The 16,583-nt window shown below is 70.6% G+C and carries 14 protein-coding genes; 6 read left to right on the top strand and 8 right to left on the bottom strand.

What is annotated here, in order from left to right; genetic code table 11:
• The first annotated feature begins 270 nt into the window (after window positions 1-270).
• Window positions 271-1,776 (top strand): glycosyltransferase family 87 protein, encoded by a 1,506-nt coding sequence (locus ACWER9_RS25310; protein WP_452304165.1) that lies wholly within the window; start codon window positions 271-273, stop codon window positions 1,774-1,776.
• 58 nt (window positions 1,777-1,834) lie between these two features.
• Here the strand turns inward: ACWER9_RS25310 and ACWER9_RS25305 are convergent, their stop codons facing one another.
• Window positions 1,835-4,144: a hypothetical protein gene (locus tag ACWER9_RS25305; RefSeq protein WP_452304164.1), complete on the bottom strand. Its 2,310-nt coding sequence runs from the start codon at window positions 4,142-4,144 to the stop codon at window positions 1,835-1,837.
• Window positions 4,141-4,932, bottom strand: a complete 792-nt coding sequence (locus ACWER9_RS25300; RefSeq protein WP_452304163.1) for a deoxyribonuclease IV — start codon at window positions 4,930-4,932, stop codon at window positions 4,141-4,143. Before ACWER9_RS25300 ends, ACWER9_RS25305 begins: the two co-directional genes overlap by 4 nt.
• 628 nt (window positions 4,933-5,560) lie before the next feature.
• On the opposite strand from ACWER9_RS25300, the gene rpsF reads away from it, so the two are divergent.
• The 4 genes from rpsF (at window position 5,561) to rplI (ending at window position 7,208) form a co-directional block, all read left to right on the top strand.
• Entirely contained in the window at window positions 5,561-5,851 is a 291-nt protein-coding gene (gene rpsF, locus ACWER9_RS25295; RefSeq protein ID WP_036411437.1) for a 30S ribosomal protein S6, read from the top strand.
• An 81-nt stretch (window positions 5,852-5,932) separates the two neighbouring features.
• On the top strand, window positions 5,933-6,466 hold the full coding sequence (locus tag ACWER9_RS25290) for a single-stranded DNA-binding protein (protein WP_030331808.1): 534 nt from the start codon (window positions 5,933-5,935) through the stop codon (window positions 6,464-6,466).
• Window positions 6,467-6,507: 41 nt separating this feature from the next.
• Window positions 6,508-6,747, top strand: coding sequence for a 30S ribosomal protein S18 (gene rpsR / locus ACWER9_RS25285; protein ID WP_013289355.1), 240 nt, complete (start codon window positions 6,508-6,510; stop codon window positions 6,745-6,747).
• A gap of 14 nt (window positions 6,748-6,761) precedes the next feature.
• The gene (gene rplI, locus ACWER9_RS25280; RefSeq protein WP_452304162.1) at window positions 6,762-7,208 is read left to right on the top strand and encodes a 50S ribosomal protein L9; all 447 of its coding nucleotides are present in this window, start codon (window positions 6,762-6,764) and stop codon (window positions 7,206-7,208) included.
• Between the two features lie 95 nt (window positions 7,209-7,303).
• Here rplI and ACWER9_RS25275 read toward each other — a convergent pair whose 3' ends face one another.
• Window positions 7,304-8,851, bottom strand: a complete 1,548-nt coding sequence (locus ACWER9_RS25275; protein ID WP_452304161.1) for a hypothetical protein — start codon at window positions 8,849-8,851, stop codon at window positions 7,304-7,306.
• A 395-nt stretch (window positions 8,852-9,246) separates the two neighbouring features.
• On the opposite strand from ACWER9_RS25275, the gene dnaB reads away from it, so the two are divergent.
• Window positions 9,247-10,650: a replicative DNA helicase gene (gene dnaB, locus ACWER9_RS25270; RefSeq protein ID WP_452304160.1), complete on the top strand. Its 1,404-nt coding sequence runs from the start codon at window positions 9,247-9,249 to the stop codon at window positions 10,648-10,650.
• A 23-nt stretch (window positions 10,651-10,673) separates the two neighbouring features.
• Here dnaB and ACWER9_RS25265 read toward each other — a convergent pair whose 3' ends face one another.
• The 5 genes from ACWER9_RS25265 to ACWER9_RS25245 form a co-directional block, all read right to left on the bottom strand.
• Window positions 10,674-11,354 (bottom strand): maleylpyruvate isomerase N-terminal domain-containing protein, encoded by a 681-nt coding sequence (locus ACWER9_RS25265; RefSeq protein ID WP_452304159.1) that lies wholly within the window; start codon window positions 11,352-11,354, stop codon window positions 10,674-10,676.
• Between the two features lie 106 nt (window positions 11,355-11,460).
• Window positions 11,461-11,838 carry a TFIIB-type zinc ribbon-containing protein gene (locus ACWER9_RS25260; protein ID WP_452304158.1) on the bottom strand — a complete coding sequence of 126 codons (378 nt, stop codon included), beginning with the start codon at window positions 11,836-11,838 and terminating at the stop codon, window positions 11,461-11,463.
• A 22-nt stretch (window positions 11,839-11,860) separates the two neighbouring features.
• A complete protein-coding gene (locus ACWER9_RS25255) occupies window positions 11,861-12,490 on the bottom strand; it encodes a phosphoribosyltransferase (RefSeq protein WP_452304157.1) in 630 nt (209 codons plus the stop codon).
• 41 nt (window positions 12,491-12,531) lie between these two features.
• Window positions 12,532-13,881, bottom strand: a complete 1,350-nt coding sequence (locus ACWER9_RS25250; RefSeq protein WP_452304156.1) for a glycosyltransferase family 87 protein — start codon at window positions 13,879-13,881, stop codon at window positions 12,532-12,534.
• A gap of 50 nt (window positions 13,882-13,931) precedes the next feature.
• The gene (locus ACWER9_RS25245; protein WP_452304155.1) at window positions 13,932-16,463 is read right to left on the bottom strand and encodes a putative bifunctional diguanylate cyclase/phosphodiesterase; all 2,532 of its coding nucleotides are present in this window, start codon (window positions 16,461-16,463) and stop codon (window positions 13,932-13,934) included.
• Between the last annotated feature and the right edge of the window lie 120 nt (window positions 16,464-16,583).

Genomic DNA, 16,583 nt, shown 5'->3' with positions numbered 1-16,583 from the left:
CAGCCGTACACGCCTATGCCTCCAGGGGTCGGTTGCGGGCCGGGCTGACGCTACGGCGCGCCTAACCCCGGCGGGGGTCCTGGCGGCGGCACAGGTGGGGGCGGCGGCGGGCTGCTGCCCGGCCTGCCACCCAACCGGGACTGACCCGCACCAGCGCACGACGCCGCCGCCGGCCGGACGACCTGTCCCGGCCGGCGGCGGCGTTTTCGTACCCGGAACTCCGCGCCGGGACGGGACGGGCACCCCTGTCGTACGGCAGGATGCCTCTTCATGAGCACCCAGTCGACGCCCGGCATCGACGACGCCGGAACCACTGATCACCCGTCCCGCTCCGACGGGTTCGTCCGCGGCATCTCCGGTGTCATCGGTGGTCCGCTCGGCGACCACGCGACCGCGCTGGACCGGCCGGCCGGGCGGGAGCGTCACTTCTGGACCGCCGCACGGATCGTGTTGGCGCTTGTGTGCCTCACGCTCGCGCTGCACTGGGTGCAGAAATCGCCCTGCCAGAACGGCGCCTGGCAGAACAACGTCCAGTACACCCGGTTCTGCTACACCGATGTCCTCGCCCTCTACTACGCCGAAGGGCTCAACGAGGGCAAGGTGCCCTACCGGGACCACCCGGTCGAGTACCCAGTCCTGACCGGCTACTTCATGGGTGCGCTGGGCCTGCCGGTGCACGCCATCGGTGACGGTGACCCGAGCATCAACCAGGGCCAGTGGTTCTACAACCTCAACGCGCTGGTGCTTGGCGCGCTCGCGGTGGCGACGGTGGGGGTGATCCTTGCGTTGCGCCGCCGACGACCCTGGGACGCGGCGATGTTCGCACTCGCCCCCGCGCTGGTGCTCACCGCCACCGTCAACTGGGACCTGCTCGCCATCGGGCTGGCCGCCTTCGGCCTGCTGGCCTGGGCCCGAGAACGACCGGCAATGGCCGGTGTGCTGCTCGGGTTGGCCGGCGCGGCGAAGCTCTGGCCGCTGTTCCTGCTCGGGCCGATCCTCATCCTGGCGCTGCGAGCCGACCGGGTTCGTGCCGCGCTCACCGCCATCGGCACGGCGATCGCGGCCGTGGTCCTGGTCAACCTGCCGGCGGCACGGGCGTACCCGGAGAACTGGGACCGATTCTTCGAGCTGAACACCACCCGACCGATCGACTGGGGCACGCTCTGGTACATCGGGCGCTACCTGGACGGCAAGGTCGGCAACGACCCCGCCAAGCTCGGCCCGTTCGAGTGGCTCAACGCCAACATCCCGACCCTCAACACCGTCTCGTACGCGCTGTTCGCACTCGCCTGCCTCGGCGTGGCCGTGCTGGCGCTGCGGGTGCCGCGCCGACCGCGGCTGGCGCAGCTCGGCTTCCTGGTGGTCGCGGCGTTCCTCATCTTCAGCAAGGTCTGGTCGCAGCAGTTCGTCCTCTGGCTGCTCCCGCTCGTGGTGCTGGCCCGGCCGAAGTGGGGCGCGTTCCTGGCCTGGCAGATCGCCGAGGTCTGCTACTTCGTCGCCTTCTACGGCGAACTGCTCGGCGCGGCAACCAGCCGTCCGGTCTTCCCGGAAGGGGTGTTCGTGCTGGCCTCGACGTTGCGGCTGGCCACTGTGGTGGTGCTCTGCGTGTTCGTCGTCAGGGAGATCCTGCACCCCGAGCAGGACGCGGTCCGGGCCACCTACCCGGACGACCCGGACGGCGGCGTCCTCGACGGCGCACCCGACGCCCCCTGGCTGGATCGCTGGCGCCGCCCCGTGAAGGAAGAACCCGCACCCGAACCAGCCATCACGACCTGACCACGTCACGGGTTGCGGGGAGCCCCGCCCGGCTTGGGCGGGCCCCCCGAAACCCGCCCTAGGAGTTCAGGCGATAGACGACGGCGTCCCCGACCTCCTGCCGGCTGATCCCGAGTGACTCGACAGGCGCGTCGATGGTGATCTCCCATGGCGTGCCGACCACCTGGCCGCGCAGCAGCACCACCGTGCGGACGCCGAGCGTGCGCAGATAGTCGACGCTCGTCTGGTCCGGGAACGACTGACTCACCCGGCGGACGTCGTCGAGCTGACGCGGCGTGAAGCCACTACCGCCGTTGACCACATCGGGGAACCCGCTCGTCGACCAGAGCATCACGTGCTGGTCCAGGCTCTGGTTGCTGGGCAGCACCAGCAGCGGCCCCTCCGCCGCACGCATCGCGGCCGGCTGGGTCGGCACCACCGGATGCGGGGTGGTGTTCAGACCTTCGACGGTGACAAGCAGCAGGGGCAGCAGAGTCGCCATCCGCAGCCACGGCCCCGGCCACGACGGAATCCGCTGCGCGGTCAACTCACGGACCCGGTCGGTGAGCGCGGTGACCGCGCCTGCCGCGAGCAGGCAGAGCAGCAACGTGGTCCAGAGCATCAACCGCCCAGGGGTACGCAGGCCGCTCCAGCCCGGCAGGTGCTCGAAGAGCGGCACGTAGGTGAAGGTGCCGTCGAAGAACCGGGTACCCATCGCGAAGGCCATCGTCACCAGCACCCCGGCGAGCAGCAGCAGTCGGTGCCGCAGCCGCCAGACCGAGAACAACAATCCGCCCGCGGCGAGCGCGTAGAGCACGAAGCCAGGCAGCAGGGTCATCTCCGGGTGCCAGGGCAGTGCTTCCCGGGCCCCCTCGTGCAGCCCACCCCAGATCCGCGACTCCGCGGGCGCCGTCACGAAGCCCGACGCCGGTGGTGAGAAGAGGCTGATGTCGCCGATCGTGCGCTCGGCGTACGGGTGCAGTTCGGTCACCTTGAAGAACGGGTACGCCATCAACAGACCGACACCGGCGAACAACACCCCGCCGAGCACGTCGGCGATGAACAACCGACGACCGAACGGAACTGCCTGTCCGGTACGCAGCCGCCGCGCGAGGAAGAGGACGGCAGCCACAAGCACCGCGCCGGCCAGGAAGTACGCGAATGGCAGGCCGATGCCGAAACCGAGGCTGAGTTGCCAGGCCGCCACCAACCAACCCGCGTAGACCCAACCGTCGTGCCGGAGCTCGGGACGGTAGCCGTGTCGCAGTGACCACCCGTGCCCGCGCGCCAACATCGCCAGCGCCAACGGAATCCCGCCGTTGGACAGCACGTGCAGGTGCCCGGCCTGGGCCAGCAGCCACGGTGCGTAGGTGTAGCTCACGCCGGCGACTGCCGCACCGATCCGGCCCGCACCGAGCTGTCGGGCCAGCGCGTACGCCCCGAGCGTGGCGAGCGCGTGCGCCAGCACGAACATGATGTTGTAGCGCAGCACCGCGTCCTCGGGGCCGCTGCCGAGCATCCCGGCCGGGGCGTACCCGAGCAGCGTGTCGGAGAACGCGAAGCTCCACAGCTCGGGGAAGAACGTGTTGGACTGCCACAGCCGCGCCGGGTCGGCCAGCAGGATGTGCCCGGACCAGGCCATCTGCCAGGCCTGCAGGCTCGGGTCCCAGTAGTCCTGCGGCAGGGTGTAGCGCGGAAAGCGGAGCGTCGGCCAGGTCATCAGCACGGCCAGGGCCAGTGCGCCGAGCGTGGCCAGGGTCCACTCGTGGATCAGGAATCGTCCGACGGCCCGGCCCGACCGCGTGACGATGGAGGGCCGTGGTTCCGGCGCGGAGGCGAACGCCTCCCAACGCTCCGGCCCGACCGGCTTCGTCTTGCCGTCGGCCTTGTCCGGACCGGCGGCGTCATCCGCCTTCGTACCCTTGGTCGCGTCGCCGTCCTTGGCTGCGTCGCTGTCCTTGGTCGCGTCGCTGTCCTTGGCCGGGTTGTTGTCCTTGGCGGTGGTGCTGTCCTTGGCTGGGTCGCCGTCCTTGGCCGGGTCGCCGTTCTTGGTCGCGTTGCTGTCCTTGGCGGGGTCGCTGTCCTTGGCGGTGGCGTCGGGCTTGGTTGTGCCGTCGGGCTTGGTCGTGGCGCCCTGCCGGGCCGCGTCCTTCCCGGCGGCGCCACCCTTCGCGAGGCCGGCCTCCGGGTCGTCGTTCGGGCCGGCTGCGGTCGTTCGACCGTTGCGTGGTGGGGAGTTACCCGTTGTGGTCTCCACGGGAGCCTTGTCAAGGGTGCGAGCCGGCTGGGTGGGTGTGCCGGCCGCCGCTGTCGTGGCGGGTCGGCTCTCGGCGTCCGCGTCGGTGGGAGTGGGCCGGGCGCTGCCGGTCCCGGGCTGTCCGCTCGTCATGCCGCCGGGCTCTCCGCTCCGAGCTGCTCGCGTAGGAAGTCGATGTCGGCGGCCTGACCTGTCACCCCACCCGGTGTCTCGACGACGACCGGCGCGCCGGCCGCCCGGATCACCGCCACCACCAACTCCGGGTCGATGGTCCCGCCGCCCAGGTTGTCGTGCCGGTCCTGGCCGGAGTTGAAGGCGCCCTTGGAGTTGTTGGCGTGCACCAGGTCGATCCGCCCGGTGATCGCCTTGACCCGGTCGACCAGGCCGAGCAGCTCCTCGCCCCCCGCGTACGCGTGGCAGGTGTCCAGGCAGAAGCCGACCTCGTGGTCACCGATGGCGTCCCAGAGTCGGGCGAGCGCGTCCAGTCGTCGGGCGCACGCGTTGTCGCCGCCGGCGGTGTTCTCGATCAGGACAGGCACGCCGAAACCGCCGGAGTCCGCCGCGTACGCGAACGTCTTACGCCAGTTGTCGAAGCCGACGGACAGGTCGTCGCCGGCGTTGACGTGCCCACCGTGGACGATGAGGCCCTTGGCGCCGATGGCGGCGGCCGCGTTGGCGTGCCCGAGCAGCAGCTTCCGGCTCGGGATCCGGATGCGGTTGTTGAGAGTGGCCACGTTGATGACGTACGGGGCGTGGACGTAGAGGTCGACCTCGGCAGCGCGGAGCCGATCGGCATCTTCGCGAGGCTTGGGCGCCTTCCAACCCTGTGGGTCGGAGAGGAAGAACTGCACGGTGTCGGCGGACCGGGCGGCCGCCTCCGCCAGCGGGTCGGTCGAATCGACGTGGGCTCCGATACGCATGCGAGCGAGCCTACGTCGCGACCCCGACCGGCGTGGTGACGGCCGGGGCGGTGTCGCGTCACCGGACGAACCGACGATCGTTGATGGGTGTGAACCGGCGACCAGTGCCCGGTGCGGCCAGCGGCGCGAGCGTCGCACACGGCGACCGGTGGTCGACGGCCGACAGCGAGGTCACCCCCGCCGCGCGGCCCGGCGCAGCGGGGGCGACCTGTCGCACAGCGAGGCACCGAGTAACGACGAATCTCGGAAAATTGTGCTTTTCCCCCCGACAAGGTACGAGTGCTGTTGTATCGTCAGATAACAACATGATAAAGCTCCGCGGGGCGTCTTCGGTCCAACCTCATCGGTGTGGTCGTTCCTCCCCAGGTCCCACCCAAGGAATGCGGACCGGACGCCCCGCGGCCTCGTAGACGGGGGTCCACCACGACCGATCGACGGTCGGACGGTGGGCCCCCGTCGGCACGTCCCGGGCGCCGACCCGACCGCTCCGGGCATGATCGTTCGGACCGGGTATCCTGGTCAGGTTGTCCGCGTCCGGCCGGGTTCCCTCGGCGGGTGCGGACGGCGACACAAGACCTCCTGCCACGGAAGGACCGTGGCCGCTTAGCCCACAGGAGGTGAGCACGTCTTGCGTCATTACGAGATCATGGTGATCCTCGACCCCAGCCTCGAGGAACGCACCGTCGCCCCGTCGCTCGACACGTACCTGAACGTGATTCGGACCGCGGGTGGCTCGGTTGAGAAGACCGACGTATGGGGCCGTAGGCGCCTCGCGTACGAGATCAACAAAAAGGCAGAGGGCATCTACGCCGTCGTCGACCTGCAGGCCACGCCTGCTGCGGTCGCCGAGCTGGACCGTCAGCTGCGACTCAACGAGTCCGTGCTGCGCACCAAGGTCCTCCGACCGGAAATGCGCTAAGCCTTCAAACCCCCGGTTCGTCCGGATCAGCCTCCGCGACTCTGTCGCACGGCTCTGAGAGCCTGTACGACGAGACGCTGAGTGCGCGAGGAGATGGTCATGGCAGGAGACACCACCATCACGGTCATCGGCAATCTGACCGATGACCCCGAGTTGCGGTTCACCCCCTCCGGGGCTGCGGTCGCCAAGTTCCGAGTCGCTTCGACGCCCCGTTTCATGGACAAGGCGTCGAACGAGTGGAAGGACGGCGAGCCGCTGTTCCTCGCGTGCACCGTCTGGCGGCAGGCCGCCGAGCACGTCGCCGAGTCGCTGCAGCGTGGCGCCCGGGTGATCGTGTCGGGCCGGCTGCGTCAGCGGTCGTACGAGACCCGCGAGGGTGAGAAGCGCACCGTCATCGAGCTTGAGGTCGACGAGATCGGCCCGTCGCTGCGCTACGCCACGGCGAAGGTGCAGAAGATGTCCCGCTCCGGCGGCGGTGGCGGCGGCTTCGGTGGCGGTGGTGGTGGCAACCAGGGTGGCGGCGGAGGCAACTTCGACGACCCCTGGGCTTCGGCCGCTCCCTCTCCCGCGCGTGCCGGTTCGGGCGCCAATTTTGACGAGGAGCCACCGTTCTAATGGCGCCGAGCGCCCGCGATCGCAAACCAGGAGCACGTGCAATGGCCAAGGCTGCGGCACTTCGCAAGCCGAAGAAGAAGGTGAACCCGCTCGACAAGGACGGGATCACCTATATCGATTACAAGGACACCGCGCTGCTGCGCAAGTTCATCTCCGACCGCGGCAAGATCCGCGCTCGACGGGTGACCGGCGTGACCTCGCAGCAGCAGCGGCAGATCGCCCGCGCGGTCAAGAACGCCCGTGAGATGGCGCTCCTGCCGTACACGGCCACCACCCGCTGAGAGGAGGCACCGATATGAAGATCATCCTGACTCAGGAAGTGTCCGGCCTCGGTGCCCCGGGCGACATCGTCGAGGTCAAGAACGGCTACGGCCGTAACTACCTGCTGCCGCAGGGCTTCGCGATCGCCTGGACCAAGGGCGCGGAAAAGCAGGTCACGGTCATCAAGCGGGCCCGTTCGGCCCGTGAGATCCGCGACCTCGACCACGCCAACGAGGTCAAGGCTCAGCTCGAGGGTCTCAAGGTCAACCTGAAGGTCCGCGCCGGCGACGGCGGACGGCTCTTCGGCTCGGTCACCCCGACCGAGATCGTCGACGCCGTCAAGGCGGCCAGCGGCCCGGTCCTCGACCGGCGTCGGCTGGAGGTGCCCGGTCACATCAAGTCGACCGGCACCTACCCGGTGAAGATCAAGCTGCACCCCGAGGTGACCGCGTCGTTCAACCTGAACGTCGTTCAGGGCTGACGTCCACAACACCACCACGAGGGCCCGCACCGAGCGATCGGTGCGGGCCCTCGTGCGTACGTCTCCCAAACCGCGGGCCCTGACCCGCCGGCGGGTCACCCGATGGGCTGGCCCGTCACCGCGCTGATCAGCACCGTGGACAGGCCGCCGCCCACGACCGCGGCGGCAACCGCGATGGTCGCCGAGCGCCACGTCGTACCCACCCGCCGTAGCAGTGCCGCCACCACCAGGCTGCTCGCCAGCGCGAGCCCGAAGCGCGGCGAACCGGCCAGGAGGGACTCCAACGCGCGGGACCGGGCCGAGTCGCACCCGCCTCCGCTGATGTCTGTCACACACCCAGCCGGCGCCTGGCTGTCCAACGTCAACAGCCAAACGAAGATCAGCATCGCCGGCACCAGGTAGCAGGCGGCCGTGTACAGCAGAGGCCGGACGGACCCACCCGGATCCGGGTCCAGCAGGTCGTCCTCCAGACGCCGGGCCCAGGCACCCGTGGCAGCCGACTCGACCCGCTGACGGACCGACGCCGTTCCCACCGACGGCCGGTCTGCCCGACGGCGGGGCGCAGCGGCACGCGGCACAGGCGCGCTGCGCGGCCGTGGAGCGGTGTATCCCACCACCGGAGACCGGGGCGCCGACGTCGGCGGATCCATCCAACGTGGGTCGTCACCGGCCAGCCGAGTGCCGGACCAGAATTCGTCCTCCCGGCTCGGCCACCCCTCGGCCGCCACCTGGCGATCGGAGCGCGGCGCAATCGTACGGTCCCACTGCTCGTCCTCGATCGCGGACCGCTCCCACTGGCCGGTGCGGTCCGATCGCTCCCAGCCGCCGACGCTCTCCACGGCCGACCACTGCCCGCTCAGATCCCCGGTGTCCGCCCCCGCCGCAGGCGGCCAGGCGTGCACGCCCGAGGCATCCCACGGGTCCACCGCCGGCGGGTACGACGGTTCGGGCTCCACCACCCGGTCCGAATCGCGGGCCCACGGGTCGGCGGGCGGGCGAGACCAGGACTCCTCCTCCGCCGCACGGCGGCTACGCCGGCTGCGGCGGGTCGGCTCCTGGTCCGGCACCTGCTTGTTCGGGGTGGCCTCCAACTCCCCGCCCGACCAGACCACCTGCGGACGGCCGACAGGCGCGCGGCGGGGACGCCGCTCCGAGACGGCGCCGGAGATTGGCTCGTCCTCCCCGGCATCGGCCCGTCGGCGGCCGGCGTAGCCCTGGTCCTGCGGCCGATCGAGCGTCCACTCCCGGGTGTGGTCCGAGTCTGGGGCCGCGCCGATCGCCGCCTGCTCCCACCGACGCGTCTCGCTGCCCCGCCGCCGACCACTCGACGACTCGGCGGAGCGCCGGCCCGTGCCGGACGTCGGCCGCTCGGGCTCGTCCTCGTGATCGTCGTCGTCCGGGGCCGCGTGGCGACCGCCACCGTCGGCGTGCCGGACCCCGGACTCCAGCGCCCACCGGGGCAGGTAGGCGTCGACAGGCTCGTCCTGGCCGCGGTCCAACGCACGCCGTCGGCTGGAGGTGCGGTAGCGCCCATCCTCGTCGTACGGATCAACCGGAACGGACGCCGCGTGCTCACTCCACGAGGCGGTTGGCTGGCGCTCGCGCGGGCTGCCATCGCCGCGTCCCCAGTCCCGGTAACTCACGGCCGGAGTGTGACCCTTCTGAACCGAAAGCGGAATCCGCTGTCCAGGTGTAGCCGTTCGCTGGAGATAGTACGGGACGATCGTGTCACAGGCCCGACCGAAATATTCTCCTCCACAGGCTGGGGAGCATGTTTCCGCAGGTCGACGACTTATGGCCGAGAATTCCCCAATGGTTGTCCACAGGCTGTGCACACGCTGCGCACATGCTGTCCACCGGGATCCACAGGTTGTCCCGAGGCTCGTCCACCGGCGTTGTTGAGTCTCTGACCTCGGGGTCCGTATGGTTGGCCCTCGACCGCCGGCGATGGCCCCCGATCGACCGGCCCGGTCGGACGGAAGTGTCGTACCCCAGCGGTAGAGCTGGGGCTGGATCCGGCGCAGTGGAGGGGGGACCCGTGTCGGTCACCGACGACATGCGGGCAGAGCCACGCTCCGGCGGGGGCCAGCCACCCGCGCCGCGGGATGGCCAGTTCGACAAGACCCCGCCCCAGGACGTCGCCGCCGAGCAGTGCGTCCTCGGCGGCATGCTGCTCTCCAAGGACGCCATCGCCGACGTCGTCGAGATCCTCAAGACCAACGACTTCTACCGGCCGGTGCACGCCACCATCTTCGACATCATCCTCGACATCTATGGCCGCGGTGAGCCGGCCGACTCGATCACGGTCGCAGCGGCGCTCGCCGACTCCGGTGATCTCGTGCGCATCGGTGGCGCGCCGTACCTGCACACCCTCATCGCCAGCGTGCCCACCGCCGCGAACGCGGCGTACTACGCCCGCATCGTCAGCGAGCGTGCGGTGCTGCGCCGACTGGTCGAGGCCGGCACCAAGATCGTGCAGTTGGGTTACGGCACCGCCAGCGGCGGCAGCCGCGACGTGGACGACGTCGTCGACCTCGCCCAGCAGGCCGTCTACGACGTCACCGAACGACGGGTCAGCGAGGACTTCGCGATCCTTGCCGACATGCTGCAGCCGACGCTCGACGAGATCGAGGCGGTGGGCGCGCAGGGCGGTGTGATGACCGGCGTGCCGACCGGCTTCAGCGACCTGGACCGACTGCTCAACGGCCTGCACGCCGGACAGTTGGTGATCGTGGCCGGAAGGCCGGGTCTCGGCAAATCGACCGCAAGTATGGACTTTGCCAGAAACGCCGCGATTCGGGCAAACCAGGCGGCGGCCATCTTCTCGCTGGAAATGAGCAAGGTCGAGATCGTCATGCGACTGCTCTCCGCCGAGGCGCGGGTGCCGCTGCACGTGCTGCGTAGCGGTCAGCTCTCCGACGACGACTGGACCAAGCTGGCCCGGTGTATGGGTGAGATCAGCGAGGCGCCGCTCTTCGTCGACGACACGCCGAGCATGAACCTGATGGAGATCCGGGCCAAGGCCCGCCGCCTCAAGCAGCGGCACGACCTCAAGATGATCGTGGTCGACTATCTCCAGCTGATGACCTCGCCGAAGCGCACCGAGAGCCGCCAGCAGGAGGTCGCCGACCTGTCCCGTGGTCTGAAGCTGTTGGCCAAGGAGGTCGAGTGCCCGGTCATCGCGGTCAGTCAGCTGAACCGTGGCCCCGAGCAGCGTACCGACAAGCGACCCCAGTTGTCCGATTTGCGCGAATCTGGCTCCATTGAGCAAGATGCCGACGTTGTCATTCTTCTGCACCGTGACGACTACTACGACAAGGAGTCGCCGCGGGCCGGCGAGGCGGATTTCATTGTTGCCAAGCACCGGAACGGACCTACCGACACGGTGACCGTCGCGGCCCAGCTGCACCTGTCCCGCTTCGTCGACATGGCCATCGGCTGACCGGCGCCGTGCCCTGTCGTCGGTCAGCCGAGCAGTGGGAACCAGCCCGCCGACTCACCCAACTCCAGCCGGTCCCGGTCGTTCAGCGGGACGCGCCCGGTGGCCTTCAGCAGGAAGTCGTGGTCGTCCCAGGCGGTGGGTCGAACGGTGTCGTCGCTGAGCAGGCCGTCCATGGTCGCCACCGCGACGCGTACCGCCAGAGGGCCGGGCGTCGGCGCGCCGGGCAGTTTCAGCGTCAGGTCCAGGTGGTGGACGACGGCCTCGGTGGTCAGGGTGGCGAGGAAATCCGGTACGCGCAGCACGTGCCCCTGTGTGGTCACGTACGCCTCGGGGTCGGCTGACGTGGCGGCGCGGACGGCTGCCGGGGCGGTGTCCCGCCAGAGGTCGACGATCCCGGTCGGACGGTCGAAGGCGGCAGCGGATCGGCGGACCCACCAGGCGTGCCCGGCGGCCCGGTTGTCGTCGCCGCCGGGGAAGTCGCGCCAGTAGCTCACGTCGTCGGCGTCGGCCGGGCCGTCGGCGGGGCTGGCCAGGGTGACGAGTGCCCGCTGGGCGTCGCCGAGCAGGTGCAGGAGCAGGTCGGCGACGAGCCAGCCCCGGCAGCGGGTGGCGTGTTGCAGGCCGGCGTCGTCCAGGCGGTCGACCACTGCGGTGATCCCGTCGTACGCCTGGGCCAGCGCCTCGTCCGGTCGAGTCGCGGTCATGCGATTCAGCCTCGCATGACCGCAGCGCACCCGCCAACGATCAATGGCCTGGGTGAGGTGCCCGGGCCGACGCGTCGATCGACCCGGGCTGGAGGTCGGCCTTGACTCAGCCGAACATCTCGTCGAGGAAGCCCTTGCGCTTCTTCTGCCGGTAGTGGCCGTGGTAGCCGTGGTGCTGCTGCTGGTGGCCGTAGGCCGGCTGCGGCGGGTAGCCGTGGGCGGGCGGGGGCGGCGGCGGGACGGTGCCGTAACCGGGCTGGTGCGGCGGGGGCGGCGGGGGCGGGTAACCGCCCGGCTGCTGCGCGGGCTGCCCGGGGGCGCCGCTCTGTTGGCGGCTCCAGTTTGCCTCCGCCTCGAACAGCTTCTCCAGCTCGCCACGGTCCAGGAAGATGCCTCGGCACTCCCCACACTGGTCGATGACGACGCCGCTGCGTTCGTACTGGCGCATTTCTCCGCGACACTTGGGACAGGTAAGGCTACTCATTGCCCGACGGTACCCGGTGGACCTATGCAGTTGCTGTGAGCGCCTCGGTGACTTCTTCGTCGGACACCTCGTGGAAGTCGTCGTAGTAGACGCTCACCGCGCCGAAGTCCGCTGGGCGTTGAGGACAGATGACCTGGTCCGCTTCGGCGGTCAGCAGCTCGTACGCCTCCTGTGCGCCGACCGGGACCGCGACGACGACCCGGTGTGCTCCGAGGTGGCGGACGACGTCGACCGCGGCACGGGCGGTCGCGCCGGTGGCGAGACCGTCGTCGATGATCACCGCAGTGCGTCCGGTCAGGCCCAGTTGCGCGCGTCCGCCGCGGTAGAGCCGTTCGCGGCGTTCAAGTTCGGCCTGCTCCCGGCGGCTGACCTCGGCGATGTCGTCGCTGCTGAGTCGGCTGGCCACCGCGTCGTTGAGCACCTGGACACCGCCGGGCCCGAGGGCGCCGAAGGCGACCTCCCGGGCCCACGGCATGCCGAGCTTGCGGACGACAAGCACGTCAAGTGGCGCGCCGAGCCGTTCGGCGACCACGCGGGCGACGGGCACGCCGCCACGCACGAGGCCGAGGACGACGACGTCGGGTTCGCCGATGAGTGCGGTGAGCCGTTCGGAGAGCACCCGGCCCGCGTCGGCTCGGTCGCGGTACGTCATGTCTTCAGGTCTACGCCCTGATGCGTCGTTCCGCCCGGGAGTTACGCCGAAGTGGTCCGACCGGACCGCTCGTCGAGAGCCGGGGCGGCCGGCGTGTCGGCCGGGCAGTGCAGCGCAGGTGCCCAGGTCAGCAGGGCCAGTGGGTACAGCAGGTAGCCGAAGCGGGTCGAGGGCATCAGGGCGATGGCGGCGAGCAGTCCGTACCCGCAGATGAGCGCGGTGGCGACGGCGGTGCGGGGCGGGCGGCGGGCGAGCCGGACGGCGATTGCCACTCCGGCCGCGACCAGCAGCCCTGCGGCGATCAGCCGGCCGGCGGGTAGTGCGGTGGCGATCAGGTGACCGGGGAAGGGAGACTGCGCGGGGCTGGTGACCAGCCCGTGGCCGAGGGGGAAGCGCAGTACGTTCTCGGTGAGGGCGTCGCGGTCCACAAGTAGCGCCGGCAGCAGCGCGGCGATGGGTAGGCCGATGGCGCCGGCGGCGACCCGGGTGCCGGCGCGTCGGGTGAGGCCCCAGACGATCAGCACCAGGGCGACCGGCCAGGCGAACAGCTTGAGTGCGCCGGCGAGTCCGACCGCGACACCGGCCCGGCCGGGCCGGTCGGTGGCGGCGAACGCGAGGGCAAGCAGGCAGAGCGCGAGTACGGGTAGGTCGTCGCCGCCGGTGGCGAGGGTGAGGGCGCAGATCGGCAGTACGGTGGCGGCCTGCACGCCGCGCAGCAGGGCGGCGTCCCGGCGGTGGGTGGCCGCGGTGGTGGCCCGGCCGGTGGTGGCGGGTGTGCCGCGCAGGGCGGCCACGGCCAGGGCGAGGGCCAGCACGGTGCCTACCGCGAACCAGACCCGGGAGTCGGTCCACCAGCTGTCGAGCAGTGCCCTGGGCAGGCCGAACACCGCCATGCCGGGCTGGTACGGGGTGTAGCCCAGCAGTTGCTCGCCGGGTGGCAGGGCGGCGATGGCGTCGGGTCCGAGGTACGGCGTGCCGTGCTCCAGGAGGCGGCTGCCGGCCTGCTCGACGACCAGCACCTCCTCCTGGGCCCGGTCGGTGCGTCCGCCGGCGCGGTCGATGCTCTGCCAGGCGAGGGGCAGCAGTGTGGTGCCCACCCAGGCGAGGCCGGTGATCGCCCAGCGGGCGGGCAGACCGGTCAGCCGGGAGGTCGGCGAGCGTCGACGTAGCAGGAGTTGGACGATCACGGTAAGCGTTGCGAGCAGGTAGCCGACGGCGGCGACTGCGCCCCAGGCGCGGTGCGGCAGCAGTGTCGACGTGACCGCGGTGATCGCGGCGAACGTGGCCGAGACGGCGTAGAGACCCAGGTCGAGGGCGAGTCCGCCGGCGGCGTTGTCGAGCGTCCGCACGTGCCAGCGACGGCGGTGCGCGCTCGGGTCGTCGACGATCACGCGCGACAGTCTCGCAGACCGGGCTGCCCGCCTGGTGGGCCGATGCCTGCTCAGGCGGGCAGGTGTGGGAGGCGGTCGGGCCTGGAGCGGCCGGCCGGGCGACGGTTCTGGCTCAGCCGGATCACCGCCCCGGCGTCGTGCAGGGGCGCGGCAAAGGTGCCCGGTCGGCCGCCTGAGCCGCGTTGCATCGCCTTGAGCAGGGTGCCGGACGGCATCGGCCGGGCGAACAGGTGCCCCTGGCCGGCCACGCAGCCCAACTCCCAGAGGGCCCGCCGCTGCGGCTCACTCTCCACGCCCTCGGCAACCACGTCCAGGTCGAGGCTGCGGCCGAGGTCGAGGGTGGAGCGGATGACGGCGGCGGCCTCCGCGGAACTCTCCATCGTCGTCACGAAGCTCCTGTCGATCTTCAGCTCGTGGACCGGGATCCGGGAGAGCAGTGAGAGGGAGGAGTAGCCGGTGCCGAAGTCGTCCAACGCCAACCGGACACCTTCGTCGCGGAGTCGGCTGAGCACCCGGTCGACCACGTCGAGTTGGCTGAGGGTGAGTGTCTCGGTCAGCTCCAGGACGAGCCGGTCCGGTGGTAGGTCGTGGGCGCGCAGACGGGCCAGCACCGAGCCGGGGAACCGCGCGTCGAGCAGGCTGCGTGGGGACACGTTGACCGCGACGGGTACGTCGAAACCGGCGTCGCGCCAACTGACCGCGGCGAGCAGCGCCTGGTCGAGGATCGCTTCGGCGAATGCCGGTAGCAGGCCCGAACGTTCCACCGCCTCCAGGAACCGCAGCGGGTCGATCATGCCGTGGGTGGGGTGGTGCCAGCGGGCGAGCGCCTCCGCGCTCGTCACCTCGCCGGTGCCCAGGTCGACTATCGGTTGGAAGTTGACGACGAACTCGTGGTCGGCGACCGCGCGGGGCAGGTCACCGCCGAGGGTGAGGCGGCCCAGGTCGGCGGTGTCCCGGGTCGGGGCGTACGTGGCGGTCCGCTGGCCGGCCCGCTTCGCCTGGTACATGGCCACGTCGGCGCGGCGCAGCAGCTCGGCCATGCCGCCGTTGGAGGGGGCGCCGGAGATGCCGCCGCTGGCCTCGACGCTGATGCGCATGCCGTCCAACTCGAAGGGCTCGTGCAGGGCGGTGAGCAGGGTCTCGGCCCGGTGCGCGGCCACCGCCGGGGCCGGCAGACCCCGCAGGAGTACGGCGAACTCGTCGCCGCCGAGGCGGGCCACCAGGTCTGTCGCCTGGGCGGCGGCCCGCAACCGGTCGGCCACCTGCACCAGCACCTGGTCACCGGCGGCGTGCCCGAGCGTGTCGTTGACCTCCTTGAAGTGGTTGAGGTCGATCAGCACCAGCGCGGTCACCCCGTCGGCGCGCCGGGTGCTCAACTGCTCGGTGCCCTGGTCGAGGAGGTGCCGGCGGTTGGCCAGGCCGGTCAGCGCGTCGTGGGAGGCGGCGTACGCGTGCTCGTCGGCGACCCGGGCCAGCTCTGCGTACGCCTGGGCGTTGCGGACGGCCGTGCAGAGCGCGGAGGAGAAGGTGCGCAGGGTGTACTGCTCCCGCTCGGAGAGCTGCACCGGGCCGCGGAAGCGCAGTCGAAGCACGCCGACGTCGACAGTCCGGTCGTGGCCTTCGAGCGGGGCGGGGACGATCGTGCCGTCCACGTCGGTGGGCGTGCCGGTCGGGCCGTCGAAGGTGATGCCGCCGGTGCCACCGCGGACGGTCCGGCCGCCGTCGCGCAGCTCGATCTCGACCTCGTCGGCGGAGAACAACTCGGCGGCCTGGGTGACGGCGGTGGTGAGGACGTTGTCCAGGTCGACCACGTTGAGCGCGTCGGTGGTGCGGGCCAGCCGCTGCCACGCCTGCTGCTCGGTGCGGCCTCTGATGCGGGCGGAGTAGGCGAGGTGCAGGCTCAGGACCAGGGGCGGGACGGCGAGCAGGAGCCGAGGGTCCGCCCAGAGGATGAAGAGGGTGCAGAGGGCGACGACGAAGCGTACGCCGAAGCCGGCCAGTCGGAGGTCGAGGTTGTTGAGGAACTGACGGGAGATCCGGGTGCCGGTCGCAAGTGCGATCACCGGGATCGCCAGCAGGTCGTCAAGCAGCGCTGCGACGAGGTAGATGGCTCCCAACAGGCCGATGAGCCCCATCGGCCCCGCAGGTGGCCATTGCCAGTGGACTGCAAGCGCGGTAGCGCTCGCTCCGCCGGCAACGAGGATGTTCTTGCTTACTCCGAAGGCGGTCTTGATCGTGGGGAGCTTCATGATCGCTGACGCGATGCCGACGCCCGCCCCGGTCGCCAGCAACACCCAGGCGGGTGGTGCCACCGCGAGACCGATCACGATCGCCGCCTCGATCCAGGTGATCGCGTGTGTGGTCGAGCGGATGCGGATGGGCGCCTTGATGATCGTCCCGAGGGCCGTCATGAAGGTCAGCGCGACGATCGTCGCCCCGTCGCCCACCGAGTTGGGCGGGTGGGCCAGTAGGTCGGCGACGGCGATGAGCGTCGGACCGATAGCCAGTACGACGATGAAGCCGACGAGCAACACAAGTCGCCGGTCTGCTCTCGTGGTGTCCTCGGATGTAACCCGACTCATGAAGCTCCTGTCGTTGCCGACAGTTACATGTTGACGACAGGAGCCTACCGCTGTGTGTCACTCGAATGTCAGTGCCAGTCGCTGCCGCGCATTGCACGCTCCCTCCACTCTCGTCTCCCG

It is taken from the genome of Micromonospora sp. NPDC003944, from assembly GCF_053605225.1.
This window is presented reverse-complemented; position numbering and strand designations above follow the sequence as displayed.

Coding starts and splice junctions, on each gene's coding strand:
- ACWER9_RS25310 (WP_452304165.1), top strand. CDS start 271: ATGAGCACCCAGTCGACGCCCGGCATCGACGACGCCGGAACCACTGAT.
- ACWER9_RS25305 (WP_452304164.1), bottom strand. CDS start 4,144: ATGACGAGCGGACAGCCCGGGACCGGCAGCGCCCGGCCCACTCCCACC.
- ACWER9_RS25300 (WP_452304163.1), bottom strand. CDS start 4,932: ATGCGTATCGGAGCCCACGTCGATTCGACCGACCCGCTGGCGGAGGCG.
- rpsR (WP_013289355.1), top strand. CDS start 6,508: ATGGCCAAGGCTGCGGCACTTCGCAAGCCGAAGAAGAAGGTGAACCCG.
- rplI (WP_452304162.1), top strand. CDS start 6,762: ATGAAGATCATCCTGACTCAGGAAGTGTCCGGCCTCGGTGCCCCGGGC.
- ACWER9_RS25265 (WP_452304159.1), bottom strand. CDS start 11,354: ATGACCGCGACTCGACCGGACGAGGCGCTGGCCCAGGCGTACGACGGG.
- ACWER9_RS25260 (WP_452304158.1), bottom strand. CDS start 11,838: ATGAGTAGCCTTACCTGTCCCAAGTGTCGCGGAGAAATGCGCCAGTAC.
- ACWER9_RS25255 (WP_452304157.1), bottom strand. CDS start 12,490: ATGACGTACCGCGACCGAGCCGACGCGGGCCGGGTGCTCTCCGAACGG.
- ACWER9_RS25245 (WP_452304155.1), bottom strand. CDS start 16,463: ATGAGTCGGGTTACATCCGAGGACACCACGAGAGCAGACCGGCGACTT.